Here is a 25,184-nt window from a genome sequence, read left to right as displayed (position 1 = left end):
TACAGGGATAGCGGTTCCCTCTACACCGGAAAACGTCGGATCATACTGACCGCTTGCCGGGCCGTTTTTTTCAGGCGAGGGGAAATATGGGGGATCTGAGGAATTTGCCAGAGCAAATCGATAGTTCGCCGGAGCATCCGGACTAAATCCCCTTCGTCCATACTGGTTTGGTAGCAGAGTTGTTCCCAGGTCAGGCCTAGGGCCCATTGTTCCACCAGGCCCATTAATTCAATTTCTAGCCAGAGAGGAATGGTAATGCCATGGCGATTTTGGGTCTTGATCAGTTCTCGACGAATTTCCCAGAGATTGATGCGGCCGAGGTAGTAGGCCACCAGGGCCATTTCCCACAGGACAGGACTGTGCCAACATCGACACCGTAGAAGCAAGTTCAGCAGGCTCAAATCCTTACTAGGGCGAAAAACCGCAAGGACTTCCGGCGGGGCCACACAGCGACTCCAGGTATCTGGCCGCAGGGTTTCTGTCACCAGGCCACTGACGGCAGCGGCGAGGTGTTCCGGGGCCAGGTCATTGAGCTTCCCTGACATAAAGACTAGGCCCAGCCACAGTTCGTTTTCCCCCCGCAGGGTGGCCGCGGCTTCCCCCAGGATAGTTGGTTCGTACTCGTCTAGGGCATCCAGGTCTTGCAAGATGGTGATTAGATCCAGAAATTCTTGCCAGTAGTAGGATTGGCGCGACTGTAACCGCTGGTAGTCGTGCTGGCGTTTTTCCAAGGCCTCCCGTAGTTTCAGGCGCTCATAGTAACCCTCGATTAGGCGGCCGGGATGTTTATGGGATTGCAGAGGATGAACCGCCAGGAGTTGTTGGACATGATCCACTCGGGCCTGTTGTTCCAACACCTCTGGGGCCAGGGCCAACGGATAGGTGTTAGGGTTTAACTGATCAGCTAGGGCCTGGGTTGCTTCATCCCCTTTATGGGGTTTACCGGGGGCCAAAATATCCAAGGGTGGCAAATCTAGCACGGGTAACGGCAAGCTAGAGCCTTCTAAAATCTCGAAAACATCCGCGGCGGTGGCTAAATACCAACGATTATCCTGACCCAAGCAAACGAGGTCGGGCAATTTATGGGTGCGGGGAACCGCCAGGGCTACGACGGCTAAGCGGGGCTGATGGGTTTTGATAAAACGGCCCTTGAGGTAGAGCAATTGGCCGGGTTGGAGTTGGGGCAAGAGGGCCTTGAGGGTTTGTTTCCGATTCTTTTCCGCCTGTTGTTCCAATAATTTCAGCAGACGTTCCTCTTCCCGCAGGCGGCCCCGAAATTTTTCGTAACTGCGAATATCCCGCTCCTGGATGCCTGCCAGTTTTACATCCCACTGGGCCAACTGGGAAAGAATATCGGCGATGGCAGCCTTGGTCGGTTCAAGTTCAAACTGGGCCAGGTATTCCGCAAAACTGCGCTCCAATAAATCCTTGGCTTGCTCCAGACTATGTTTTTGCAGGAGGTTCAAGACCATACCGTAGGACGGCGTAAACCAACTGCGCAGGGGGTCTGGGCCAGCCAGGGCCAGAAAACCCGCTTCCTTGGCCCCTTCAAAGGGCGTTTGTACTGTTACCACATGGCCCACCTCATCCATGCCACGACGCCCGGCCCGGCCTGCGATCTGCAAAAATTCCGACGGGGCCAGCATGGCATGGCCATCATCGGTGCGTTTAGAGAGGGCCGAAATTACCGTGGTGCGGGCCGGCATATTAATCCCTGCCGAGAGGGTAGCCGTGGCAAAGACCACCTTGATCAGGCCCTGCTCAAAGAGTTGTTCCACTAGTTCCTTCCAACTGGGGAGAACGCCGGCATGGTGAACCGCAATGCCCCTGAGGAGGGGTTCAATTTGCTCAAAGCGGGTCATGGGGGAAACCTGAGCAATCCATTGCCAAAGCTGGTAGGTGCGTTCGGGATTAAGGGCCATCAAGGTCAGCAGTTCCTGAACGTGGGATTGGGGGTCTTGAAAAAAGGCCTCCAGGGCCGTGACGAAATCGGTCTGGGCCGGTAGCCAATCTGCCTGTAACTGTTGGCGGAGGCGGGGATTTTGGCCAAAGAAAAAGTTGAGCAGTTGGATTTGAATCGTCTCAAATTCCTCTGGATTGACCAAATTGAGGTGGCTGAGTTCCTGAACCGCCTGCTCACAGCCGCGCCGACTGAAGATCACATAGATGGCGGGTAAAAAATCCCGTTCCCGCAGTTGTTCGAGAATGGTCACAACGGAAGGACATTCCTCTCGACGCAGGCGGCGTTTTGGCCCTTTGGGTTGGGCCTTGAGTAACTGGGCATTCACCCCGGTATTTTGAGCATTGAGCAGGGGAAACAGGCCTTTGCGAGTACTGAAATGGAAGTGGAGGGGAACCGGGCGATAGTCGGAATTAACCAGGGCACAGGAGGCGATTATTTTCTTTTTTTCACTAAAGGACAGGGCCTTGAGGGATTTACCGGAGCGCACTTGGTTGATCCATTCCGTCAGTTGTTCGGGATTGCCGATAGTAGCCGACAGGGCCACTAATTGAATGCTGGCAGGACAATAGATAATCGATTCTTCCCACACCGTCCCCCGGCCCCGGTCACTGATGTAATGGCACTCATCAAAGACGACGGTCTCCACTTCCTCCAGGGAAGTCCCCACTTCACCAATGGGGGTTTCGTAGAGCATATTGCGGAAGATCTCAGTGGTCATCACCACCATGGGGGCATTGGCATTGATCACCACATCGCCGGTAATCAGGCCTACTGCGGATTCGGCATCTTCCAGGCCCAGCTTGGCCAATTTTTCTTGAAAATCTCGAACTTTTTGATTCGATAGGGCCTTGAGGGGGGTCGTGTAAAAAATGCGTTTTCCCCGCGCCATGGCCCGGTACATCGCGTATTCCCCGATTACCGTCTTGCCCGAACCCGTCGGGGCGCAGACCACCACCGAGCGCCCATCATCCAAAGCGGCAATGGCCTCTAATTGAAAGGCATCGAGGGGAAAGCTAAAATAATCAGCCGGGGCAAGAGAGGGGAAGGAATAAGTCTTCACAAAGTCTATTGTAGAGAAAAATAGAGAACAGTCTAACTTGCGACTGGTCTTAGCCTAATTCTAACCAGGGATGTCTCCAATGCCGCTCCGTCTTTCTGCCTAAAATTCATGTCTGTCTATACGCCCCACTACCAACCAAATCAATTAATTTGTGGCCAGGGCCTAGTGGCTGTGATCACGGGTTGGACACTGCGCCATAGTCTGGCCAAACGCCTAGACCCAGCGGATTATGCTGTGATTGGCAATCTCTACAGTGCCACGCGGGGCATTAGTCCCCTGATGCGTAACCTGTTGGCCAATCCCCAGGTTCGTTGTTTGGTGATGTTGGCGGCCACCCAGGAAGACCGTAATGCTGGTAGTTGCCAGTGTCTGGCGGATTTTTTTAGCCAGGGATTTCGGCCCGGCCAGAGCGATACAGGGCGGGATTGTTGGCTGATCAATTCCTCAGTCCGGGGCTATATCGACCGGGATATTCCAGCCGAGAGTTTGGAACAGTTACGCCATTCCATCCAGGCCTACTTGTGTCATCATCCAACAGCGGTGATTGCCCAGGTGCAACAACTGGCCCAGCAGGCCCCTCTTCCGCCCTGGGGAGAGCCCCAGGTTTTTCCAGAACCCCAAGCCATCCCGACCGTATTACCCGGCCCTCGTTACGGTCATCGTGTGGAAGGCCCGACCATTGCCCACACCTGGGTCAAAATTCTGCACCGCATTAAAACCACGGGGGCCATTCGGCCCACCCAGTACGGCCCATGGCAGGAATTAATTGATTTAACGGCCATTGTCACCGCTGAACCAGAGGACTTTTACTTCCCGGAGCCCAACTTTCTGCCGATCCAGCCGCAATTTATGGGGGACTACATTGCCCAAATGCTGGCGGATGCCCCCCGCCAAGAAGGGGTGAAATATACCTATGGCCAACGCCTCAGGTCTTGGTTTGGGCGGGATCAGATCCAACAGGCCATCAATAAGTTAAAGCAAGAACCGGATTCCTCGCGGGTGGTGATGTCCCTCTGGGACGTCCAAGACTACGAAAACAGTGATAGTCCCCCCTGCCTGAATCATCTTTGGCTGAGAATCCTGGATCGGGAATTGTCTCTTACGGCGACCTTCCGCAGTAACGATATGTTTTCGGCCTGGCCCGCCAACGCCATGGGCCTAAGGGCCCTGCAACGGCACATTCTCGAACAGGTCAACCAGCCCGACTTAAAAATGGGGCCGTTGATCATCATTAGCCAGAGTGCCCATATCTATAGTGATTGCTGGGACTACGCCGACCAAATCATTGACCAAGAATACCGCCGCCTGCACCAACAGCGGGCCTACCAAGACCCATCGGGCAGTTTTTTAATTAGTATCAACCGATCGCAAATTCAGATCGAACACCTCACACCGGGGTCTGGGGAAGTGGTGAATTGCTACAGTGGAACTTCGGCCCAGGGCCTCTATCGACAATTGGCCGCGGCCTGTCCGGCCCTAGAGGTGGAACATGCTTTGTATCTAGGAACGGAACTCCAGAAGGCAGAACTGGCCCTCCGGCTTGGCCAGGGCCATCGCTACCAACAGGATCAACCCCTCCAGTTGCAGGAAGATTAGCAACTCAGCGTTCTTGGTGTTGCAGGAGTTCCATGGCTGCCAGCAGAGGAGAAGGATACTTTTTGGCAAATTCTGTAAACCATAGGCCTTCGCTGGAAAGGGGGTCGAGTTTTTCCAACCAGGCCTGGGCCTGGGCCATGATCTGCTGTTGCTGGGCCTGTTGTTGTTGACGGAGTAAGCCTTGGATTTCGGGATTTGGCCCTGGGGCCGGTGCTACAGGAGAAGAGGAAACCGCTGGCCCGAAGGCTTCTAGGCTGGCTAGGAGTTGATCTAGCGAGGCTGGGGACGGGGCCTTGGTTTCAGGGGGAGTTACCCCCAAATCCTTGGCCGCTGGACTAGAGTATTGATGGCGGAGTTCCGCTAGCAGTGATTCAACAGAATCCATGGTCTAGTCGTGGATCGCATTCAGCAAGACTTCCGTTAGCGTCAGGTCTTCCATGTCACTGAGGGAGATAGTATCGACAATATCAAACTTGGCCCCGACCCCCTGGAGTTGGTCATCCAGGGCCTGGAGGAATTGACTGGCCCCCGGATCGGCCCCGACTTGAATAAAAGAAAAAGCCAGTTCTTCATCGGAATCCAAACGACGGCTGGCCTCAATGATCACCTCAAAAACCGAGCGTCGGTCATCGGGCGCACCATCGGTAACCACCAGAATCGTTTCTCCCGCTTTGGCTTGGCCGGCCTGCTTGCGCTGGAAAAATTGATTGACGGCATCCTGCAAAACTGCCGTGAGGTTGGTACCCCCCATGGGTTCATTTTCTTGGAAAATCTGCTCTACCTTCGTGGCGGAAACATTGTCGTAGCGACGAAAGCGCCCAGAAAAGAGGTACACCGTAATGCCATCAGGATCGAGTTGGTCACATTTACGGGCCAGGGCCAGGGTCGATTCCTGAACCACTTGCCAGCGACTTTTCTGGCTTTGGGGCTCTAGGCTAGACATACTCCCACTTTTATCAATGATCAGGGTATAGTCGCGTTTCTCTAGCATGGAGATAGAACAAGCTTTAACAGTGGCCCTATTATAACCAGGGCCAACACTGACGATCTATTTATTGTCGTTTTTAACGCAGTTCAACGTCCGAATAATAGCCGCTGCTGCATAGTCTCGGTTTGCAGGCTGGTTAGGGGCGAACTTATTTTCCTTTTCATTGACGGGAGAAGCGACGCGACAGTAGGCCGACATTTGTAGAGTTAATTGTTGATTAAAACCAGAAACATCGGAGAACTGTAGCGGCTTTTGAGTGGGAGTTAAGGCGGGAGAACGGCCCAGATTGATTTTGATCCGCTCAGCCGCTCGCCGCAGAAAACTCACCATCTCCGCTCGCGTAATATTATCGGTGGGGCGGAATTTTCCGGTTGGGGTTCCTGCTGGCCAAATATTCCATTGGGCCCAGCTAATTTTGGCGGCACTCCAACGACTACTATCAATATCGGTAAAGGGCCGCACTGGCGCCGTCGGCGTAGCTTTCAGATCAACCGGTGTGAGGGTATTAATCGCATCAACAATCATGGAAACGGCCTGCTCTCGGGTAACAGGTTGATTGGGACGAAAGGTGCCATCGGGAAAGCCTTGAACAATACCTAGTTGTGCGGCTTGTAAAATCTCACTTTTGTAAACATTCCTATCAATATCACTAAAGGTAATGGTCATCTGTTGGGCCATGAGAGATGGCAAAGACCTGTGAGATAAAACTGTTGACTGCTTTGGTGCAAAACCTAGACAAGCAAAACCGGCAACGCCGCTAAGCATAACGGTCAGTAGCTTAATGTTTTTTGAAGATTTCATGCTTTTATAGAGACCTATTGACAAAGTTATTTTACAGCAAGGACAAGACAAAAAATACTTTTCAAGAAAATCTTTTATGATGTAAATATTCCCCTCATGTTTTTCCAAAAATAGAAAACTCACGATGTGCTATCAGAGAGTTTTAAGCAAAGTAAAAAAGCAATGTATTTTTAGGATTCGCAATAAATCTTAACAATAAATAACATTTTCATTCAACAGGTGTCCCCATGAAAAAAGAGGTTAAACATCCCGCAGATTTGACAGAAAAGCTCTCTAAAAAGGATTACGAAGCTGAAATCGCCAAGCTCCAGGGAGAGTTGGTGAAATTGCAATACTGGGTCAAGGCCCAGGGGCTGAAGACAATTGTCGTCTTTGAAGGGCGCGATGCGGCAGGGAAAGGCGGAACCATTAAACGCATCACAGAAAGAGTCAGTCCTCGGGTTTTTCGAGTGGTGGCCCTCCCCACTCCCTCAGAGCGGGAGAAAACGCAAATGTATATCCAGCGCTACATCCAGCATTTTCCAGCGGCAGGGGAAGTGGTGATCTTTGACCGGAGCTGGTATAACCGGGTAGGCGTTGAACGGGTAATGAATTTTTGCACCGAAGAAGATTATGTCCGTACCTTGCAATACATTCCCATTGTGGAGCGGGCCATTACTGAATCGGGAATTTTACTCGTCAAGTATTGGCTGGATACCAGTATCGAAGAACAGGAAAAGCGCTTCAAGGATCGTATTGATGACCCCCGTAAAATATGGAAACTGAGTCCCATGGATATTGAATCCTACCAGCGTTGGTATGATTATTCCCGGGCCCGAGATGCCATGCTTGAGGCTACTGACAAAGATTATGCCCCCTGGTATATTGTGCCAGCCAATGATAAAAAACGGGCACGCCTCAATTGCATTAGTCATTTTCTGAGCTTAATTCCCTACGAAGAGATGCCCAAGGAAAAAGTCAATCTGGGGAAACGCCATCTCAAGGATTGCTACGATGACCAACTTTCCCCAGAGAAACGACACTTCATTCCTCAACGGTATTGATCCAGTTTTGTGTATTAGTCACTAGCCGATGGCTCCCTAATGCTGTCTGAATCCCTACTATGCTCCTTAACGCTCTAGTCTCCTTGCGCCTGAAGCAGATCCTTCCCATTACTCAATGGTTGCCGAACTATCACCCCGCCTGGCTGAAATCGGATTTGGTGGCCGGTTTGACCCTGGCAGCCTACGCGATTCCCGTGGCTTTGGCCTATGCTTCCCTGGCGGGCCTCCCCTCCCAAGTCGGCCTCTACTGCTATATGCTAGGGGCCTTCGGCTACGCTCTGTTGGGTACATCCCGTCAATTGGCCATCGGGCCAACCTCGGCCATTTCCATTCTGGTGGGGGTTAGCCTAGCTCCTCTCGTCAGCAATGACCCCAATCGTTACCAGGCCCTGGCCGCTCTAACGGCCCTCTTAGTCACGATCATCTGTGTGCTGGCCTGGCTGTTCAAGCTATCTCAGATTGTCAATTTTATTTCTGAACCCATTTTGACCGGCTTCAAAGCCGGTGCGGCCCTACAAATTGCCTCGACCCAACTGCCGAAGTTCCTAGGGGTACCGGCCGGAGGAGACAACTTTTTTTCCCGTCTCTGGGATCTATCCCAGCATTGGCAGGCCATTCATTTTCCTACTGTACTGGTGGGTGTAATGGCCCTCGGTTGTTTGCTTTTGGGAGAAATCTGGTTACCAGGCCAACCCGTTTCTTTGGCTGTTGTGATTTTAGCTATTGGGGCCATGGCGATCACTGGTTTACCGGCCCAAGGCGTCAATGTTGTGGGTCAAATTCCCCAGGGCCTACCAACTCTGGGCCTACCCGTTTGGAGTCTAGGGGATTTAAATACCCTACTGCCTTTGGCCCTAGCTTGTTTTTTACTGTCCTACGTGGAGGGCATTTCCACCGCTCGTAGTTTTGCGATTAAACACGGTTACAGTATCTCGGCAGAGCAGGAACTTTTGGCCATGGGGGCCGCCAATTTAGCCGCGGGTCTGGGGCAAGGTTATCCCATTGCGGGTGGTCTTTCCCAGTCGGCTGTCAATGAGAAAGCCGGTGCCAAAACGCCCCTAGCCATCGTCATTACCGCTTGTATTATTGCTTTAGTGCTTTTGTTTTTTACTGGGTTTTTCCGTAATTTACCGACGGCGGTGTTAGCCGCCATTGTGCTGGTTGCGGTCAAGGGATTAATTAATCTCCGTGAGTTACGCCACCTGCAACGAGTTAGCCGCTTAGAATTTCGGGTTGCCTTAATTGCCTTGGTGGGAGTCCTCTTGCTAGGGGTTCTCAAAGGCGTTCTCCTAGCCGCCATTGCCTCTCTGCTCTTGCTCATCCATAGCGCGGCTCATCCAACGACGGCTGTGCTGGGTCAAATTCCGGGGACAAATCAATTTAGTGACTACGAACGTCATCCCAATAATCACTTGATTCCAGGGGTTTTCATTTATCGAGTCAATGGTTCACTTTTATACTTCAATTTTGAAAATATTGAAAAAGATTTATGGCGGCGCCTTGACCAAGGGGACATACCGATTCAAGGGATGATTTTTGACCTAGGCTCATCGCCTAACATTGATACTCCCGCCGCACGTTGGTTAGCCGTCCTCTCTGAAAAACTGGCTAAGCAAGGCATCACCTTACAGCTTGTGAATGCCAATGGTTCTGTGAGAGACCGCTTACGGGCAGAGGGCCTTGAAGAAAAGATAGGGTCTTTAGACCGAATGATTACGATTGATACATTAATTGCTGAATTCAAAAGGCAGAATCCTTGATTTTTCTTTTGTAAATAATGGTTACATTTTTAGGGGATTTCCCTATGGATTTCTAGAGTAATGGTATTCTAGTATTTAGTTGCTAGTTTGCTGTCTTCCTATGCGTTACTTTCTTAGACTTTTGGCCCTGGCATCATTTTGGGTTTCCCTCGGTTTAGATCACCCGCAACTCTTAGCCCAGCCAAGCGCTCCCAGTCCCCCGGCAGAGACCCCAACGGCCCCTCGAACCGCAGATCAATTGTTAGATCAGGTCTGTGATTTTCTCAAGGGCCAAAAAAACTTTAGCGTCGAGATGGATATTACCTACGATGACAATTTAGAAGATGGAGGCAAAATTCAATATAGTGCCTACCAAACTCTTTTTGTGGAAAAACCTAATCATCTTCGTTCAGACTATGTTGGGGATGAACGCACCACTAATTTTTATTACAATGGCTTAACGTTTACTCTACAAGAGCCCAATCTGAAATATTACAGCTTTAAAACGGCGCCAAAAACCCTAGATGAAGTCCTTGATCATGTAGAAGCAAAATATGGGGTCACCATTCCAATGTCTAATCTAGTTGCGAGTGATCCTTGTGCTGACTTAAAAGCTAATGTAACAGATATTATTTTTGCAGGGATGGATATGGTAAACCGGGAAGAGATGTATCACTTACTCCTTCTTGGAAGCACTCGAGATTATCAAATGTGGCTGACTCAAGATGAACAGCCGTTACTTAGAAAAGCCATTATCACTTATAAAAATTTGCCCAATTCTCCTCAGTATACTGCTATCTTTTCTACCTGGAATTTTAATCCTGATATTCCAGTCAATACGTTTAATTTTTCACCCTCTCCTGATGACATCAAGATTGATTTTATTCCGACCGATAAATTGAAATTAACCCCTAATAATTAATAATTGAATGTTGCTTAAGGAGGTTGAGTAATGAAAAAGTCTCTACAACTTAGTTTAAGTTTTTTATGTATCTTGGTTTTGTGTTCAGTTTTATTTTCAACAAATGAAGTATTAGCCCGCGGCCGAGGTGGTGGTGGCGGTGGAAATCGAGGCGGAGGGGCTTCTCCACGGGTGAATCGTAGTGGTAACATGCAAAATCGAGGTAATTTCAGTAACCGATCTACTTCTTCGTTTGACCGTAGTAATCGGGGTCAGTTGCAAAACAATCGTCAATCTGTAGATCGTTCACAATTTCAAAATCGTTCTTCTTCGTCTTTTGACCGCAGTAATCGAGGTCAATTCCAAAACAACCGTCAATCTGTAGATCGTTCCCAATTTCAAAATGATCGGACGCAACGTCAAGACAATCGCCAAACAACTTGGCAAGACCGCTCAAGCGATCGGACTCAGCGTCAAGATAATCGCCAAGAGAACCGTACAGACCGCACGAATATCCGCCAAGATAATCGCACAAATCGCAGTACGAATCGTCAAGACCAAATCACCAATCGACAAAATAACCGCCAGAATTTTGTCAACGATAACTATGGTTACTGGCGGGGCGGTGGTTGGTATGGAGGTGGCTATTATGCGCCGCCTGGTTGGGGATGGGTTGGCCTAACTACCGGCCTGGTTATTGGATCGGCTATCGCCAGTCCGCCCCCCTACTACGACACTGTGTATATCGGTTCTACTTCTTATATGTATTCTGATGGGGTTTATCTACAACCCAGCGGTAACGAATACACGATTGTTGCGCCGCCACCGGGGGCCATCGTGACCTACCTACCTGACGGTTGTACAACCTTTAGCTCTAATGGTGTGCAATATTATGACTGTAGCGGCATTTATTATCAGCCCTTTTTCCAGAATGGCTCTATGGTCTATCAAGTTGTTCAACTTTAAGCAATTACAGTTCTTTAGTGTTATTTTGCCATTTTCTTTCTCAGTCTGATCCTCCACTAGAGCGTAAGTAATGGGCAAATCGCCCTGCATAATACCTCTTCATCTCATCATTGGCTGCAATGAAAAGTTTAATGATGAGGCAATAGAAGTGGCTACTACGCACCGACCTCTCCGATTAGAAGGATTAAGGGGGAAATTTCGTAATCTCTCTGATGATTATTTTTTCCATAGCTTTAGCTTTGTTCTCTTGGCCCAATTTCGGTAAGAAGGGATAGAGAATCCCTAAACCTCCTGATAAACTGTGAAAATAAAGACCGCCCACTGTAATGATAAAAAAGCCATAGGCAATCGCCTGAACAAAATAAAGGCGCTGACTATACCCCAATAAAGCATTGAAAATAATGCCAGGAAATTGATCCTCTGGGAGAATCTGACTAAAATTCCACACCATTGGCCCTAGCATACAATTTTGATCTAAGGGTTTAGCAAAGCGCTCATAGAAAAAACACAGAGATTCTGAGGAACGATTCATACTGGCCAGGGTATGTAATGCGACATCAAAATGGCCCAGAGCCGTGATCACTAACCCTGCCACAATAAACAGGAGAAAAATCCCCATGACCTGAAAGAATAATTTAATATTCAATTTCACGCCCCATTTAAACAGTAAAATACCAATGCCTGCGGAAGCCGCAATGCCCGCGATTGCTCCTAATGCGGGAAACAAACCCTGTTGAAATTTAGCGGCAATGAAAAGAACCGACTCAAACCCTTCTCGAACCACTGCCAGAAAAACGAGCGTAAAGATCCCCCATTCTTCTCCTAAATTTCCTTTAAAAACCACCCCTAATTTACCCTCCACCTGTTGGCGCATTTGCCGAGCGTGCCTAGTCATCCAAACTAACATCCAACTGAGCATCACAATCGCTAATAGGCTAAAACTACCTTCCAGTAACGGTTCAATGACAGGGGTATATTTTTGATTTGCTTCGGGTAAACGCAGAATTAACCAATTAAAAAACACCCCAATTAAGGCACTGGCCAAAATTCCAACACCGATCCCCCCATAGACCCAACGATTGGCACGGGTTTGTCGAGCTTTTTTGAGGTAGGCTAGGACAATACCGACCACTAAAGCGGCTTCTACCCCTTCGCGGAGGGTAATAATAAAAGTTGGCAAGGCGGCACTGAAGTTCATGAGGATTTTTGAGTAAGCGGAGTGGTTAATTTTTCAATATTTTTAATTAGAGCCGTAACTTCAGTAGGGCTTTTCACAGGTTTGGCAGGGGCTTCCACACTGGGCCAAACCGTTTTTAAGGTGGTTAAATTTTTTTTGATTTCAGCATTAACCTTAGGATCAGTTTTCGCTAGGGCAGGAGCAATCTCCTGATACAATTCTTCCGCATAGATCACAAAACCACGTGAATCTTGGTATTCAATCAGAGCAGAAATCTTATTGTTAGCAATAGCCGCCCCGTATTCCGAATTAGCGGTATCTAATAACCCATTAATCACCTTCAACACAAACACAGGATTTTGACGTTCCGTTTCGGGTAAAATGGCAATCGCCTGATCAACGGATTTTAAAGAAGATTGAAATTCCGTTTTCACCTTAGCTGGATCCTTCGCCCCCGCCTTCACCAAATCTTGCAGACGGATCAGCGTCGTTTTAAATTCAGGGACGTTTCTTTCCGTCAACTGATCTTCCACGTCTGCATAAATTTCCTCTACAGGATGACCGATATGGGGTTCCGCTTGAGCTGGTTTATTCAGAATTAATAATTCATGGGCCACAATTAAATGGCCTTTCATTAAGCCCAATTTAGTGATGTAATCTACATCCTTGGCCTCTCCCTCTAACACAACATCTTCAATGGTCACCATGTCCTTAATTTGGTCGAATTGTGCTTGGGTCAACACCTTTTTAGACACCAATTCCTCGGTGCTACCGTAGGGACGACTAGCCTGAATTTGGTTGGAGAGAGCGGGAATGCCCAATTTAGCCTCTAACTTGTCTAACTCCGACAAAATAGCATTGTTAATATTAATCGGCTTGCTGTGACCCATCGAGTGGGAATTATTGGCCATTGGACTAGCCGCAGGACTGGTACTAGAGGATAGAGGGGTATTAGAGGTGGGAGGAGTGGCTTCACCACAGGCCGCTAGCAAAGCAAGACTAGCTGTTACTGCCCACAAACGACGGGAAAAAATCATAACAGTCAAGTTGGATTGATAAAAACAAATAAAAGTGAGATCTTAAGGGGCGTTACCTAGGGCTAATTATCCCCAACTTTAGATACCTTACCAGATTATTGAGAAAAATTAGCAACATTCTGAGAAAAATTTTTGAGATAGCTAACTTTTTTCAATAACCTCGAATTGCCCCATGCAGCCTGCCTCGGCGATCGCGTCCTGGTGAGGATGGAACATATAGCGTCCTGGATGGCGGTAAGCAAACTCTAAAATATGTCTTTCTGCCGTCCCCATCGTGATCACATCAGTTTTGTAACTAGGGTTAAGGGTCATGCCCGTGGGGTAAACCTCAAAAAAATTGGCGTGGAGATGAAAAGTCGCCGCGAGGTCATACTCGATCATATTGAGCAAGTAGAGGCGAACCAATTGCTCCTGTTGAATGGGAATCGGATGGCTCATGTAATAACTGGGTAGCCCATTGAAGGCATAGAGTTCATTTTTGTGGTCTTCGTTGGTATCGTAACCGCCCATAATCAATACCATTTCATCGGCGGGGGGACGGGGATCGGGAGGATCAACAATGAACATTCCGTAGAGTCCTTTGCTGATATGTCGGGTGACAGGGGCAATATGGCAGTGATAAAGATGTACGCCGTAGGGTTGCGCGTTAAATTCATAGATAAACACGCTATTGTTACGAACGGGTTTAATCCCATCCATTTCTGCTTCGTGGATTCCGTGAAAGTGTAGAGAATGGGAATGACCCGCACGGTTATAGAAAATAACCCGAATGCGATCGCCTTCTTTGGCCCGTAAGGTAGGGCCGGGGACTTGTCCGTTTAGATTCCAGGTGACCTGGGAGACTGCTGTATTGAGCTGCAGGGTCGAGGTACGAGCTTCTGCCCGAAATTCTCGAATCCTTTGCCCGTTTTCTTCTTTAACCGTGCCGTAGTCAAAGTGTCGTAAAAAAATGAGGGGATTCGTCGCCTCCGGGGAAATCGGTTGGGGTAACGGTGGAATAGCCACTTCTGAACGGGAAGCATGAGACTGAACGCCTTGCCAGGCCAGCCAACTTCCTCCAATCCCTAAAGCGCCCCCCATAGACCATTGCAGAAATTGACGGCGATTGGGACGGAAAAGCGAGAATTTATCAAGAAACATAAAAACTGGAAAGAAAAGTAATATCAGTTTAGTAAACATCTTACTATAGCGAGTTTTTCTCAGTTAAATTCAGCTTCTGAATGGCTGTTAAATTTTCAAGCGTGCTCAAGCTGCAAGCATATCCACTGAGAACTTTATTACAATGACCTGGTTTGTACTCTGCTATTTCTTCTCGGGATTACTTGTAGTGAAAAGACACAACCAACTCGCTACAAAAAACATTCTGACAAAAAAGTTGTTGTTAATCATTAAAATTTGCCTAGCTATTCTCTGTATTTAGGCTGTATTTTAATTAAAATTAAAATCCTAAGAACCTATTTATAAATTTGATATAGTTCAAAATATATAAGTTATTTGGGCATTCCCGTCATTTTGACCGAAACACTTGTAGAATAAGAATTTCAGGACAATTTATAAATACCTTCCAAGACTGAGTTAGCACTTTTTACTTTTCCGTCTGATAAAAACAAAAAAGACATTATACCGATTAATAAATTAGATTCAATATCTAAAAAATAATAACTTGATACACGCCAGGAATCTGAGTCATAAAAATCTCTGCAAATTAGTTCAAGTTGTTTACTGACTTTAGTTTACTGTTCGAGTCTAGCCCTAGTGCGGTCAAAGGATAACCTTGAGATAGGCTATTTATGTATTCCTTGATACTGTTTCGTAAAAATAGAATTGATTCAATCGTAAGCACAGAGCTGCAAAATAGACATCTTAATAAGCCCTTTGCCTTTTAGCATATATCAAAAAAATGGCAAGCCTTCTTCTACCGAAGGAAGTCAACGCCCCTCATTTCTAGATGGCGCTGAAATGATTACCTGGTAAGCTCCCAAATAAAGAAGCAAAGGGTTTATTTTTTGACTCAATTTTCCTGGAGGTGATCAATTTTCGTTTAGGTATGAACTTCGCACTTTCTTTAAAAAGCCATCGCTCTTTTGCATGGCAAAGTAAATCATAAGTCACACAGCTTGTCTAGAGGAATAAAACCTTTACATGAATAAAATAAAGTACATCACTTCAGTGGGCGTCCTCAGCCTCATTCTTTGGGTAACCTTACCGATACTGGGGGTTGGAGCAGAACCCACTTTGGACGAAAAGCTGGCAACTGCGCAAGTGGCAGCCGACACAGCTTGGATGCTCGCTTCTTCTGCATTGGTTTTATTGATGACGCCAGGCCTGGCCTTTTTCTATGGAGGCTTTGTGGCCAAACGGAATGTTCTCAATACCCTGATGATGAGTTTTATTCTCATGGGAATTGTGGGCGTGACGTGGATCCTCTGGGGTTATTCCCTGGCCTTTGATCCCGGTAATCCCTTCATTGGGAGTTTTAAATGGATGTTTTTAAATGGTGTTGGCGTAGAAACCACAGATTACCTGAAGGGGAGTGCACCGGAAGAGTTACTCAGCTATGCACCAACGATCCCGCACCAAGCTTTCATGATCTTTCAGGGAATGTTTGCCATTATTACTCCGGCCTTGATTTCTGGGGCCATTGTAGAGCGCATTAGTTTTAAAGCTTATGTTCTCTTCGTTGTTTTATGGTCTACCTTTATTTACTCTCCTATGGCCCACATGGTTTGGGGGAAAGGTGGTTTTCTTGGCCTTCTAGGGGGAGTTAATGCACTAGACTTTGCAGGAGGAACCGTGGTGCATATTGCCTCCGGTGTTTCGGCAATTGTGGCAGCGGTCGTGATTGGTAAGCGGAAAAACTACCCTGATCGCTTGTCGGCTCCCCACAATGTTCCTTTCATTCTGTTAGGGGCAGGTTTATTGTGGTTTGGTTGGTTTGGTTTTAATGGCGGTAGCGCGTTGGCCTCTGGTGGACTGGCAACAATTAGTTTTGTCTGTACCAATACTGGGGCTGCGGCTGGAATGGTGATGTGGCTTATTTTAGAACAAGTTCTACGGGGCAAACCTACGGCAGTCGGCGCTGCAACGGGAGCTGTCGCTGGTTTGGTGGGAATTACGCCAGCGGCCGGTTTTGTGACTCCACTCTCTGCCATCTTAATCGGCGCCATTACAGCCACCTGTTGTTTCTTCGCCATTAGCTATAAGGTTAAGCTCGGCATTGATGATAGTCTGGATACCTACCCTGTTCACGGGGTTGGTGGTACAGTGGGGGCCATTCTCACTGGCGTGTTTGCCACAACGGCCGTCAATAGTGCTGGGAAAGATGGATTGTTATCGGGCAATCCACAACAAGTCTTAATTCAGATATTGGCAGTTGTTGTGACCTATCTTTTTGCTGGAATAGGTACTTTTATCATTCTCAAGGTAGTGGATCTGGTGGTAGGGCTACGCTTAAAACCAGAGGCCGAGTTGCAAGGCATGGATATTAATGACCACGGTGAAGAGGCCTACGGTGAAGAGTTTGGAGGTGGTCTTAGCGGTGGACATTAAGCGTTAGTCTATTGGTTATCGACAGACCCCGTTCTTTAGCGGGGTTTTTAAATGCTGGCTGATTAGAAGCTAGCCCTATCATTGAACAGTAACCCCATTTTTGCGACGATGGCCCTGATTATCAAGAACCTGGGGTGCGGCTAACCCTTGAACCCCTCACCCATCAAAAATCATGATTGCTCATTCTAGTTTTCCGGCCCCCATGTCCCCTGAAGCCTACCTCGCCTGGGAGGAACAGCAGGATACGCGCTACGAATATATCGACGGTGCAATTATTGCCATGGTCGGCGGGACGATTCCCCATAACGACATTGCTATTAATCTACTCCTGGCCCTGCGTTCTCACCTCCAAAAACGAGGGTGCCGTGTCAATATGTCGGATGTCAAAGTGCGATCTCCAAAACAGAATCGCTATTTTTATCCTGATCTGGTGGTGAGTTGTCACCCTGATGATCAGCAAGCAACGAAGTGGATTCAACACCCCAAGGTAATGATAGAAGTCCTCTCTCCCAGCACAGCTAGCTATGACCGCACCCACAAACTGAGATGTTATCGTCAGCTTCCCAGTTTGCAGGAATATCTTTTGATCAATACCGATCAAATACTAGTGGAAATGTATCAAAGGCAGTCCGCAGAGATGTGGGGCTACCGGGACTTTGAAAGCGATGACACCCTGCTGATTGCCAGTATTGATTTTGCCTGTCCTGTGACAGTAATTTATGAAAACGTCACTCTAGAAACGCTAGAGGAAGAGACGGCGCTCTAAGGTGTAGGCTGAGGGCCTGTTCCTGTGTAGCGCTGATAGACGGAAATTATAAAGCTGGCCAAATAGGCTATGCTCAACAAAATGCCACAGTTAATCACGATTAGCTTATTACTGTGTTTAGTAGGCTGTTCGTTTCTAACTATTAACTCAATCAACCCAATCGAATTCTTGGTTACTTAAAGTGTTGATGCCTGTAGATGTAAATGTCAATTCCTCAAGTTGTTGTTGATACTAACGTCATTGTTGCGGGTCTGAGATCTAGGCGTGGCAGTGCATTTAAAGTGCTTACCATGATAGGAACTGGACAGTTTGATATTCACCTGTCAGTCCCTCTTGTCTTGGAATATACAGATGTCTTGCTGCGCGAGTTGCCAAAACTTCGTCTGAATCGAGAAGAATTAGATGACCTAATTGATTTCTACTGCTCGGTTGGAATACCTCATGAAATTTTCTTCCTTTGGCGACCCTTCTTGCGTGATCCCAAAGACGATATGGTCTTGGAGCTTGCCGTTAAAGCAGGATGTCAAAGTATAATTACATATAACACCCGTGACTTTGCAGGCGTTGAGCAATTTGGACTAAGTCTGCTTGAGCCTTCCAGTTTCTTACGACGCATAGGAAAGTTGCCATGAGTACCATTCAAGTTCAAATTCCTGATTCATTACAGAAAAGCCTGTACGATCTAGCAAGCCGCGATGGAATTTCTATCGATCAATTTATATCTACAGCGATCGCGGAGAAGCTTTCAGCATTAATGACGGAAAATTATCTACTGGAAAGGGCCAAACGGGGAAATCGCGAAAAATATGAGGCAATCTTGGCTAAAGTACCTGACGTTGAGGCAGAGGCCTACGACCAGATGCCAACTATTTAACCAATCGCTCCCCTTGGCCGCCTGTTATGACAAATCTCTAAAGCGTGACAACCCAGCTAGGTTACCTCCAGCCGGCCCTTAGCTAGGGAACATGCCAGAGGCAGAGGCGGAAAAATCGGTAGCTTTAATTGGGAGGATTAGTACTATTGGTTCCAGTCTGTCCCGTTGGGGCTGTTCCCGTATAGCGCTGATAAGCCGAAGGGGGAGGGGAAGAGGATGGATTATTGGTGTTATTAGGATCAACAGGAGCAGTTCCTGAAAAGCGCTGATAGCCCGAAGGTGGTGGCGGCGCAGGGGCGACTGGTGGGGGTGGCGGCGCTGGCGTAATCTGATTTTGGCCGATTGGATTAGCCGGATTAGACGTCGTTGAATCAGGAGAACTGGATGGCGCGTTGGTAGGATTGGTCGGTACAGGTGCTTTATAGGTTGAGAAATCACAAACAGGGGGTATACCATAAACCCCAGGTCGTACTTTGGTCAAATTGTAGCTCTGTCGCTCGTTCGTAATGATGTAGCAAACCCCACGGCCAGGCGGATAGTACTCTGCGATGTTATTGGCTTCAGCCGGCCAAGGAACTAGAGAAACAAAACCTATTAAAGCTATGGTCTGAGGAATATACGACTTGAACATAGATATATTCGAGGATGGATTATTGCGGAGTTACGCCAGTCTTGGTCATGGTTTTTGACTCTTCGCCCACCTGTTTAAGGATAGTTTGTCCATTTTGTCCCAAGCTCACGGTATTACCCTGAATGGATTCTACTGCTACAACTTCTGAGGGTTTAAGAGGGTCTCGGAGGGTTGTTCTAGCAGTCACACTCTGGGCAACGGGTTCATTTCCGGTTTGAATAATCGCAACGGGATACTCAGGAAAATCAATAATGCCGTACACAACGACACTCTCGGCTTCTTTTGTATTGGGAAGTGCCGGAATAATGGGTTCAGTTCCTAACCCAGGACGATTGGTCATGGAACCGGCCTGACCTGGCTTTATTGCGACTTGGCTCGATGCGTTTGCAGGCTTGCTTCCTTGGGCTTGGGGCTGGTTGTTGTTAGCGGGAGTTACTGGCTTTTGAACCTTAATAACCGGAACCGGCATCAACTCGAAGGGATTATTTCTTGTTTTTTTAATATCTTTTAATCTCTCTTGGGGATTAGTGGAGGGAATCAATCCCGCAGATTGAATTTGCGCACTGGAGAGAATTGTTTGATCAGGCGTCTCAGTGCTTGGTGGGAGCGGAGCATTGGCCGATGGGACAGGAGGCGGACTAGCTTGCCCCGTCGTAGGCGCAGGGGAGGCTGGGGTATTTGCTTGTTCTTCTGGAGCCCCGCCACAACTTGCCAGTAAAAATAACGGTAAGATACCGATAGAAAATCGCCAAAACTTTTTCATTGTCGCTCCTCAACCAGAACATGATAACTCATGAACACTGCTCCCATATTAGCAGAAAAGTTCTGGCCTGGCAGTAGCAACATCACACTACTTTTCAATTCTTATGACACTGGAAACGACCCTCAAGACTCAAACAGAAACCCTCATTTATCCCCAACTGCCGCTGGCGGTGTACCGAGAAATTGCCGCTCATCTCCGTCAAGTCGAGGGGATAGCGACAGAACTTCTGCCTCAGACCGCAACCCAGTTTGACTACGCCCAGAGTCAGGTCGGTGGCCTGCGTTTGAGCTATCCGACGGATTTAGGCCCCCAGGGCCAGCAAATACTTGAAGATATTATCAATTACTACGGCCAACGCTACGGCCAGCCGGAACGCCACCGGGACTAAACAAGGCTGGTATCAGGCCTTAGGATTCTCGATAGAGCGCAGCTCAGCGAGTTCCTGTTCCTTGGCCTGCAATGCCTCGGCCATCTGTTGAATGGCACGGGCCAAGGCCCCCAACTCATCGGTGCGGGCACAAACTTCCTCTAGACCCAATTGATCGGCCCGAAAGGTGTTGTGCTCAATAGCTGCCACGAGGGCCGCCGTAACATAATAAATTTGTGCTAAATCTTCGACGCTTTGATGGTGCCGCGCCTCAAAGGCCTCTAGCACTTGGTTATAACGTAGGGCAATATGGCCAATTTCCGTAAAGGGTTCGACGGGAACCCGCAGGCTTAAATCATGGGTTCTAGCTTGACGATCCATCACTTGGAAAAGATCATAGGTTTCGGTGGTAGCCCGATGTTCTGAGACATTCAGGCCAATATCCTCTTCTTCTGGACTAATGCGAAGCCGATAAACGCGGCCTAAGCCCGCCAGCACCAGCCAAGTGATGCCAAAGGCCACCAGGCCGCAACTAACAATCCCCAAAAGTTGCACCAACAATTGACTGCCCCGACTCAGGCCGGTATCGATCAAATCCAACTGGCCAAACAGGGCCACGCAGAGCGTTCCCCAGATGCCACCGCCCCCATGTACCGCAATACCATCCACCGCATCATCCACTTGCCAGTGCTCGAGCAATTGAACAACTAAAACCATGACCGCGGCCCCAGTTGCGCCAATAATCACGGCCATCGGTGTGGAAACTACATTGGCCCCGGCGGTAATCGCCACTAATCCGGCCAAGGAACCATTCATTAAAGTCTCGACCATCACGGCCCGTTCCTTGAAGTGGCTCAAGGCAATAGCCATGATCATGCCCCCGGCCCCTGCCATGACCGTATTGACGATGACACTGGGTACTTGGTCATTCAGCGCAAAAGTGCTGCCGCCGTTAAAACCAATCCAACCAAACCAGAGTAGCAGGGTTCCCAGTACAGAAAAGGGCATATTTGAGCCTTGAATTTTGACGGCTTCCCCCGCTTGGGGAAATCGTCCTTGACGGGGGCCAATCTGTAAAATGGTTGCCAGGCCGACCCAGGCCCCCAGGCTATGCACCACCGTTGAGCCCGCAAAATCCACAAAGCCTAATTTCTGGAGCCAACCCCCGGCCGTCGTGGCCAGGCCCTCTAGGGCTACATTACTATTCCAGGCCCAATGGCCAAAGAGGGGATAGATTAGGCCGGAGACGAGAGCCGCAATCAGCAGATAGGCCATGAACTTCAAGCGTTCCGCTGCAATCCCAGAAATAATGGTGGTGGAGGTACCGCAAAACATGGCCTGGAACAGAAAAAAGACCGCTTGATTAGGGGATTCCGAAAAATTGGGAAAAAGGGCCCCTTCCCCCCACCAACCGCCCTGGGATAGACCAAACATCAGGGCAAAACCAAAGCTCCAGAACAAAATCACGGAGATGCCAAAATCTGCCAAATTTTTAATAGCAACATTGATACTATTCTTAGAGCGGGTCAGGCCAGATTCTAGACACATAAAGCCCGCCTGCATCAGAAAAACCAGTCCCGAACAGAGAAGCAACCAGAGGGTATCAATCATGGGGAAGAGGGCAGGGAAAGGGGACGAAGATTCGGGGTATGCAACTGCTTGCGCTGGAACTGGTAGCGTTCCGCAAAGCGGGGAATTTCCTGCCGATGGCCCAGGACAATGATGGTGTCGTGGTCGTTCAAGATTTGGGATGGATGGGGATGGAGAAGCGTCCGACCGTCGGCCTGGCGCAGGGCCACCACAATAAAGGCCCCCTTACTGCGGACTTCCATTTCCATAATGGTTCGGCCCAGGGCCGGAGAATCCGCCAAAACCGTTAATTCATCCAACTGCACATCAATATTGGCCAAGAGGTCATTGAGATAGCCCCGCTCATCGGGCCGATTAAGGAAGTCCCGGAGGTTGGATTGGGTAATCAGGTTGGCCATCTGGATGGCCCCCACCGTCAACGGTAAAATAACGCGATTAGCCCCGGCCAGACGTAATTTGCGCTCGGTTTCAGGCACCTCTCCCCGAGCCAGAATCATCAAATTAGGATTCAGTTCCCGTGCCGTCAGGGTAATAAACACATTGGTAGCATCCTCGGGAAGCACCGTGGCTAAACACTTGGCTGTCATAATGTTGACGCTATGCAACTGTTCCTCGCGGGTGGCATCACCACAGTGGGCCAAGTAGCCCAGTTTTTCCGCCAGACTAATCTGCTGGGGTTGGTTATCGATCACCACAAAGGCAATGCCGGCCTCGTCCAGTTGCTTGGCTAAGACCTGGCCCATACGCCCAAAACCGCAAATAATAGTGTGGTGGGCCAGATGGGCGATCTGTCGCTGACGTTGCTGATTATCTAAGGCCCGATGGATCTCTCCTTCTGTGACCATTTGCACAAATCCCCCCACAATGTAAACCGCCGAAGTGGTACCGGCCAAAATCACCAACATGGTAAAAATTCGTTCGGTGGGCGTCACCAGGGGACGAACTTCTCCGTAGCCGACCCCAAAAATAGTAATCACCACCATGTAAATGGCCTCTAGGGTTGTCCAGCCAAACAGTTTGTAGCCGAGGGTCGAAAAAACGAGGGTGATGATAAAAAATAGCACCCCCATTTGGATTCGTTTACTGGAATTTTGCATACCCGGCTGGTGTTGAGAGCGGCCTTTCCCCGACACATCCCTCTGTTTGTACCTTGGCCCACCGGCTAGAGATTGTAGGCAAAACAACAATTGCTGAAATTCTTGATAACGGATGGGCAACCATCCAAGCTAGGAATTGGATGCAACCTCGATAGTCGTAGTCCTTTTGACGCTCTCGTCAATTCAGTCTCAGGATCGAACCGGGATTCCCTGGCCCTCTTGCTATTTGAGGGAAGATTTGGCATAACTCACTAGCCCGGCACTGACGTAGTAACCATAGCCGTCCAGTTTTTGTTGCTGGGCAAGGCGGGAAGGGCTATTGACGAGTTCACTAATCCCTGTACTGAGTAGGACAACAGTGATGGCGGCGGCAAGGTAGTTGCGGAAGAGAGTGGGAGCAGAGGAGGTAGTAGTCATCGGAGGGACTCTTTTTTTAGGCTGTCTTCAGCATAGGGGGAGCCTGAGGGTGATGTCAGTCCCACCAAAACGGTAATTAGCAAGGATTTGAGCCAAAGGTTAGACCCATCACATGGAAAGAAAGGGAGTTAAGGCCCCTTCAAAAAACCGAAATCGCCCTGGGTCGGCCCCAGAGCGTTAACAATTAGTCGCTAGTGGACAGAATCCCTGATATTAGCTGTGTTCTAGCAAGGTCTCTCCCCGGCGATAGAGTTCTCGAGCATAGTCTGTCCAGGTGCCTTGGCCCCAGTAGCGGAAGCAACTGGTTTCCACCAACATCGTGTACAACAAGGATTCTTGGTAGTCGGCTCGCTGGGTAACGCTAGGGTCTTGGGCCACTAAGGCATCGAACTTCTGGTGGAACAGAGCGCTGAGTTTATTCATCGGTTCTAAGACGTTTTCATAGCCCTGCACCCAGCTCAAATTATTCGTCCAGGAGGCTCCATCCATGTGGAATTGATGATCTATTTGGTTCAGTTCCGTAATGGCCGCTTCAATGGCCTCGGGGCTGGGATTTTGACGATCCACCCGTTGCCAAATTTTGTGCTGTTGACTGGCCTGAATTTCGGGATAATCCTCGTCGCTAATGCCAGCTGCTGCCAGTAATTCCAGGTATTCTGTGCCATTAATCGGAACCGTTCCCACAGTCCCCCCACCTTCCTGGGCAATTTGGTGATGGGCCTGGGTAAAGCCCGGGGGAAATTCGTTCATCATCACCCCACCATTTTCACCATCCGCAATCTGGGTGACCAGGGCTGGAATAGAACGGCCGCCCAGGGATTCCCGTCCAAGGCTCTTAGCTTCGTAGTAGGGTTGCATCTGGGCTACTAATTTGGTGTCTGACCCCTGGGTTTTGATCAGCGCAATAATACTGATGGTTTCCCCATGGGAGTTGGTGGCCACCAGTCGGTTGGGCGTATATTTTTGACCGTGGTGCAGGCCGGAGCCATCCAGACGCTCTACGGTATGTTCTTGCACCATCAGCCAACGATAACCGCATTCCTTCAGGGCCTTGATGTATTCATACAGAGTGTCGGGATGGTTGGGCAGGTGCATTTCCGGCGGCGAAAAACCCTTGACGCGCTTCAGGGCCTCGTAGCCAAAGATGGAGGCAAAATGTTGTTGCCAGGCCAGGATCTGTAATTTCAGGTCAGGAATGGGGGTCGAAGGGGCCACGGCATGACTCCACATGGTTCCCAGCCATTCGACGTAGGGTTGGTAACGGGGGTCACAGGTGAGCCGAGTCAAATTGTCAAAAATATCTTGACGTTGCATCTGTTGAAAGGCCCAGAGCAAATTTCCTGAGTAGTCCAACATAATGCGCGGATTACCGCCGGCTTCGATTAACTGCGGGATGATTTCCCCCATGCGCTGATAACACCAGGCAAAGGGATCGGCGTTGTGGTTATCTCCCTCACCGGGGTGTTCGTACATGTACTGTAAGTTGGAAATCAATTCTCCCCGTTGGCCCGCTGGAATGGTGGGCTGGTGCATGTGGAGCGCACAGGCAAAGGCCGAAGTAATATTCTCCAAGCGGAGGTTGGTCGTCGGCAGAAAAACCGGGTCATTATGATTTACGACTTCTAGAATCTTTGCTTCTGCTCCAGCAATGGGGGGCAATCCCGTCGCGGCTTGGACTGGAGTGGGCATCGTTGCAACCATAGAAATCTTCCTTTGTATAAGCTTTGCTAATCTTATCATTTAGGCGAACTAATCTTATTGGGGGTCAAGGAGTCTTGACAAATGCCGACTTTTTCTGCAGTCAAAGCCCTGATTTTTATTCCAATATCCCCCAGCGACAACCACTAGCCGATTTGCTG

The 25,184-nt window shown here is 48.8% G+C and carries 23 protein-coding genes; 10 read left to right on the top strand and 13 right to left on the bottom strand.

All coding sequences use genetic code 11. The features are described 5' to 3' along the window. Nucleotides 1-20: 20 nt before the first annotated feature. Nucleotides 21-3,023 (bottom strand): DEAD/DEAH box helicase, encoded by a 3,003-nt coding sequence (locus ABXS88_RS09720; protein WP_353671846.1) that lies wholly within the window; start codon nt 3,021-3,023, stop codon nt 21-23. 108 nt (nt 3,024-3,131) lie between these two features. Here ABXS88_RS09720 and ABXS88_RS09715 point away from each other — a divergent pair, with 108 nt between their 5' ends. Next, nucleotides 3,132-4,619, top strand: a complete 1,488-nt coding sequence (locus ABXS88_RS09715; protein WP_353671845.1) for a thymidylate synthase — start codon at nt 3,132-3,134, stop codon at nt 4,617-4,619. 4 nt (nt 4,620-4,623) lie between these two features. On the opposite strand, the gene ABXS88_RS09710 is transcribed toward ABXS88_RS09715, so the two are convergent. Genes ABXS88_RS09710 through ABXS88_RS09700 form a run of 3 tightly spaced genes read right to left on the bottom strand, consistent with a single transcriptional unit; the run spans nt 4,624 to nt 6,297 of the window. Next, nucleotides 4,624-5,004, bottom strand: a complete 381-nt coding sequence (locus tag ABXS88_RS09710) for a hypothetical protein (RefSeq protein ID WP_353671844.1) — start codon at nt 5,002-5,004, stop codon at nt 4,624-4,626. 3 nt (nt 5,005-5,007) lie between these two features. Then, on the bottom strand, nt 5,008-5,610 hold the full coding sequence (locus ABXS88_RS09705) for a VWA domain-containing protein (RefSeq protein WP_353671843.1): 603 nt from the start codon (nt 5,608-5,610) through the stop codon (nt 5,008-5,010). A gap of 57 nt (nt 5,611-5,667) precedes the next feature. Continuing rightward, entirely contained in the window at nt 5,668-6,297 is a 630-nt protein-coding gene (locus ABXS88_RS09700; RefSeq protein ID WP_353671842.1) for an S-layer homology domain-containing protein, read from the bottom strand. Between the two features lie 338 nt (nt 6,298-6,635). On the opposite strand from ABXS88_RS09700, the gene ppk2 reads away from it, so the two are divergent. The 4 genes from ppk2 to ABXS88_RS09680 all read left to right on the top strand — a co-directional run bounded on the left by ppk2 (nt 6,636) and on the right by ABXS88_RS09680 (nt 11,057). Beyond that, entirely contained in the window at nt 6,636-7,451 is an 816-nt protein-coding gene (ppk2, locus tag ABXS88_RS09695; protein ID WP_353671841.1) for a polyphosphate kinase 2, read from the top strand. Between the two features lie 59 nt (nt 7,452-7,510). Next, nucleotides 7,511-9,211 (top strand): SulP family inorganic anion transporter, encoded by a 1,701-nt coding sequence (locus ABXS88_RS09690; protein WP_353671840.1) that lies wholly within the window; start codon nt 7,511-7,513, stop codon nt 9,209-9,211. Between the two features lie 100 nt (nt 9,212-9,311). Then, the gene (locus tag ABXS88_RS09685; protein WP_353671839.1) at nt 9,312-10,112 is read left to right on the top strand and encodes a DUF2092 domain-containing protein; all 801 of its coding nucleotides are present in this window, start codon (nt 9,312-9,314) and stop codon (nt 10,110-10,112) included. A gap of 30 nt (nt 10,113-10,142) precedes the next feature. Beyond that, a complete protein-coding gene (locus ABXS88_RS09680) occupies nt 10,143-11,057 on the top strand; it encodes a DUF6515 family protein (protein WP_353671838.1) in 915 nt (304 codons plus the stop codon). A gap of 184 nt (nt 11,058-11,241) precedes the next feature. On the opposite strand, the gene ABXS88_RS09675 is transcribed toward ABXS88_RS09680, so the two are convergent. From ABXS88_RS09675 to ABXS88_RS09665, 3 genes are all read right to left on the bottom strand, one after another. Then, nucleotides 11,242-12,255, bottom strand: coding sequence for an FTR1 family protein (locus ABXS88_RS09675; RefSeq protein WP_353671837.1), 1,014 nt, complete (start codon nt 12,253-12,255; stop codon nt 11,242-11,244). Further along, nucleotides 12,252-13,271: a helix-hairpin-helix domain-containing protein gene (locus tag ABXS88_RS09670; RefSeq protein ID WP_353671836.1), complete on the bottom strand. Its 1,020-nt coding sequence runs from the start codon at nt 13,269-13,271 to the stop codon at nt 12,252-12,254. Before ABXS88_RS09670 ends, ABXS88_RS09675 begins: the two co-directional genes overlap by 4 nt. A 141-nt stretch (nt 13,272-13,412) precedes the next feature. Beyond that, nucleotides 13,413-14,411 carry a multicopper oxidase domain-containing protein gene (locus ABXS88_RS09665; protein ID WP_353671835.1) on the bottom strand — a complete coding sequence of 333 codons (999 nt, stop codon included), beginning with the start codon at nt 14,409-14,411 and terminating at the stop codon, nt 13,413-13,415. Nucleotides 14,412-15,413: 1,002 nt separating this feature from the next. Between ABXS88_RS09665 and ABXS88_RS09660 the strand changes: the two genes are divergently transcribed. The 4 genes from ABXS88_RS09660 to ABXS88_RS09645 all read left to right on the top strand — a co-directional run bounded on the left by ABXS88_RS09660 (nt 15,414) and on the right by ABXS88_RS09645 (nt 18,460). Then, on the top strand, nt 15,414-16,820 hold the full coding sequence (locus ABXS88_RS09660) for an ammonium transporter (protein WP_353671834.1): 1,407 nt from the start codon (nt 15,414-15,416) through the stop codon (nt 16,818-16,820). A gap of 172 nt (nt 16,821-16,992) precedes the next feature. Further along, on the top strand, nt 16,993-17,586 hold the full coding sequence (locus tag ABXS88_RS09655) for a Uma2 family endonuclease (protein ID WP_353671833.1): 594 nt from the start codon (nt 16,993-16,995) through the stop codon (nt 17,584-17,586). A gap of 203 nt (nt 17,587-17,789) precedes the next feature. Further along, nucleotides 17,790-18,218: a putative toxin-antitoxin system toxin component, PIN family gene (locus tag ABXS88_RS09650; protein ID WP_353671832.1), complete on the top strand. Its 429-nt coding sequence runs from the start codon at nt 17,790-17,792 to the stop codon at nt 18,216-18,218. After that, on the top strand, nt 18,215-18,460 hold the full coding sequence (locus ABXS88_RS09645) for a toxin-antitoxin system HicB family antitoxin (RefSeq protein ID WP_353671831.1): 246 nt from the start codon (nt 18,215-18,217) through the stop codon (nt 18,458-18,460). The genes ABXS88_RS09650 and ABXS88_RS09645 overlap by 4 nt, the downstream gene beginning before the upstream one ends. 124 nt (nt 18,461-18,584) lie before the next feature. On the opposite strand, the gene ABXS88_RS09640 is transcribed toward ABXS88_RS09645, so the two are convergent. Together ABXS88_RS09640 and ABXS88_RS09635 are read right to left on the bottom strand one after the other, a co-directional pair. Next, the gene (locus ABXS88_RS09640; protein ID WP_353671830.1) at nt 18,585-19,091 is read right to left on the bottom strand and encodes a hypothetical protein; all 507 of its coding nucleotides are present in this window, start codon (nt 19,089-19,091) and stop codon (nt 18,585-18,587) included. 19 nt (nt 19,092-19,110) lie between these two features. Further along, on the bottom strand, nt 19,111-19,854 hold the full coding sequence (locus ABXS88_RS09635) for a hypothetical protein (RefSeq protein ID WP_353671829.1): 744 nt from the start codon (nt 19,852-19,854) through the stop codon (nt 19,111-19,113). A gap of 103 nt (nt 19,855-19,957) precedes the next feature. On the opposite strand from ABXS88_RS09635, the gene ABXS88_RS09630 reads away from it, so the two are divergent. Then, nucleotides 19,958-20,242 carry a hypothetical protein gene (locus tag ABXS88_RS09630; protein WP_353671828.1) on the top strand — a complete coding sequence of 95 codons (285 nt, stop codon included), beginning with the start codon at nt 19,958-19,960 and terminating at the stop codon, nt 20,240-20,242. 12 nt (nt 20,243-20,254) lie between these two features. Here ABXS88_RS09630 and amt read toward each other — a convergent pair whose 3' ends face one another. The 4 genes from amt to ABXS88_RS09610 all read right to left on the bottom strand — a co-directional run bounded on the left by amt (nt 20,255) and on the right by ABXS88_RS09610 (nt 25,026). Further along, the gene (amt, locus tag ABXS88_RS09625; RefSeq protein WP_353671827.1) at nt 20,255-21,832 is read right to left on the bottom strand and encodes an ammonium transporter; all 1,578 of its coding nucleotides are present in this window, start codon (nt 21,830-21,832) and stop codon (nt 20,255-20,257) included. After that, on the bottom strand, nt 21,829-22,908 hold the full coding sequence (locus tag ABXS88_RS09620; protein WP_353671826.1) for a potassium channel protein: 1,080 nt from the start codon (nt 22,906-22,908) through the stop codon (nt 21,829-21,831). Before ABXS88_RS09620 ends, amt begins: the two co-directional genes overlap by 4 nt. A 222-nt stretch (nt 22,909-23,130) precedes the next feature. Beyond that, complete coding sequence (locus ABXS88_RS09615; protein WP_353671825.1) at nt 23,131-23,325, bottom strand: hypothetical protein; 195 nt, start codon at nt 23,323-23,325, stop codon at nt 23,131-23,133. Between the two features lie 213 nt (nt 23,326-23,538). Next, nucleotides 23,539-25,026: a glycosyl hydrolase family 57 gene (locus tag ABXS88_RS09610; protein WP_353671824.1), complete on the bottom strand. Its 1,488-nt coding sequence runs from the start codon at nt 25,024-25,026 to the stop codon at nt 23,539-23,541. Nucleotides 25,027-25,184: the final 158 nt, after the last annotated feature.

This window comes from Synechocystis sp. LKSZ1 (assembly GCF_040436315.1).
Taxonomy (GTDB): domain Bacteria; phylum Cyanobacteriota; class Cyanobacteriia; order Cyanobacteriales; family Microcystaceae; genus Synechocystis.
The sequence above is the reverse complement of the archived record's forward strand: the minus strand, read 5'-3'. Positions and strand labels throughout refer to the sequence as shown.

What these genes read in the sequence shown, in the direction of transcription:
- ABXS88_RS09715 (WP_353671845.1), top strand. Translation starts at nt 3,132, where the DNA reads ATGTCTGTCTATACGCCCCACTACCAACCAAATCAATTAATTTGTGGC.
- ABXS88_RS09710 (WP_353671844.1), bottom strand. Translation starts at nt 5,004, where the DNA reads ATGGATTCTGTTGAATCACTGCTAGCGGAACTCCGCCATCAATACTCT.
- ABXS88_RS09705 (WP_353671843.1), bottom strand. Translation starts at nt 5,610, where the DNA reads ATGCTAGAGAAACGCGACTATACCCTGATCATTGATAAAAGTGGGAGT.
- ppk2 (WP_353671841.1), top strand. Translation starts at nt 6,636, where the DNA reads ATGAAAAAAGAGGTTAAACATCCCGCAGATTTGACAGAAAAGCTCTCT.
- ABXS88_RS09690 (WP_353671840.1), top strand. Translation starts at nt 7,511, where the DNA reads ATGCTCCTTAACGCTCTAGTCTCCTTGCGCCTGAAGCAGATCCTTCCC.
- ABXS88_RS09685 (WP_353671839.1), top strand. Translation starts at nt 9,312, where the DNA reads ATGCGTTACTTTCTTAGACTTTTGGCCCTGGCATCATTTTGGGTTTCC.
- ABXS88_RS09680 (WP_353671838.1), top strand. Translation starts at nt 10,143, where the DNA reads ATGAAAAAGTCTCTACAACTTAGTTTAAGTTTTTTATGTATCTTGGTT.
- ABXS88_RS09675 (WP_353671837.1), bottom strand. Translation starts at nt 12,255, where the DNA reads ATGAACTTCAGTGCCGCCTTGCCAACTTTTATTATTACCCTCCGCGAA.
- ABXS88_RS09670 (WP_353671836.1), bottom strand. Translation starts at nt 13,271, where the DNA reads ATGATTTTTTCCCGTCGTTTGTGGGCAGTAACAGCTAGTCTTGCTTTG.
- ABXS88_RS09665 (WP_353671835.1), bottom strand. Translation starts at nt 14,411, where the DNA reads ATGTTTCTTGATAAATTCTCGCTTTTCCGTCCCAATCGCCGTCAATTT.
- ABXS88_RS09660 (WP_353671834.1), top strand. Translation starts at nt 15,414, where the DNA reads ATGAATAAAATAAAGTACATCACTTCAGTGGGCGTCCTCAGCCTCATT.
- ABXS88_RS09655 (WP_353671833.1), top strand. Translation starts at nt 16,993, where the DNA reads ATGATTGCTCATTCTAGTTTTCCGGCCCCCATGTCCCCTGAAGCCTAC.
- ABXS88_RS09650 (WP_353671832.1), top strand. Translation starts at nt 17,790, where the DNA reads ATGTCAATTCCTCAAGTTGTTGTTGATACTAACGTCATTGTTGCGGGT.
- ABXS88_RS09645 (WP_353671831.1), top strand. Translation starts at nt 18,215, where the DNA reads ATGAGTACCATTCAAGTTCAAATTCCTGATTCATTACAGAAAAGCCTG.
- ABXS88_RS09640 (WP_353671830.1), bottom strand. Translation starts at nt 19,091, where the DNA reads ATGTTCAAGTCGTATATTCCTCAGACCATAGCTTTAATAGGTTTTGTT.
- ABXS88_RS09635 (WP_353671829.1), bottom strand. Translation starts at nt 19,854, where the DNA reads ATGAAAAAGTTTTGGCGATTTTCTATCGGTATCTTACCGTTATTTTTA.
- ABXS88_RS09630 (WP_353671828.1), top strand. Translation starts at nt 19,958, where the DNA reads ATGACACTGGAAACGACCCTCAAGACTCAAACAGAAACCCTCATTTAT.
- amt (WP_353671827.1), bottom strand. Translation starts at nt 21,832, where the DNA reads ATGATTGATACCCTCTGGTTGCTTCTCTGTTCGGGACTGGTTTTTCTG.
- ABXS88_RS09620 (WP_353671826.1), bottom strand. Translation starts at nt 22,908, where the DNA reads ATGCAAAATTCCAGTAAACGAATCCAAATGGGGGTGCTATTTTTTATC.
- ABXS88_RS09615 (WP_353671825.1), bottom strand. Translation starts at nt 23,325, where the DNA reads ATGACTACTACCTCCTCTGCTCCCACTCTCTTCCGCAACTACCTTGCC.
- ABXS88_RS09610 (WP_353671824.1), bottom strand. Translation starts at nt 25,026, where the DNA reads ATGGTTGCAACGATGCCCACTCCAGTCCAAGCCGCGACGGGATTGCCC.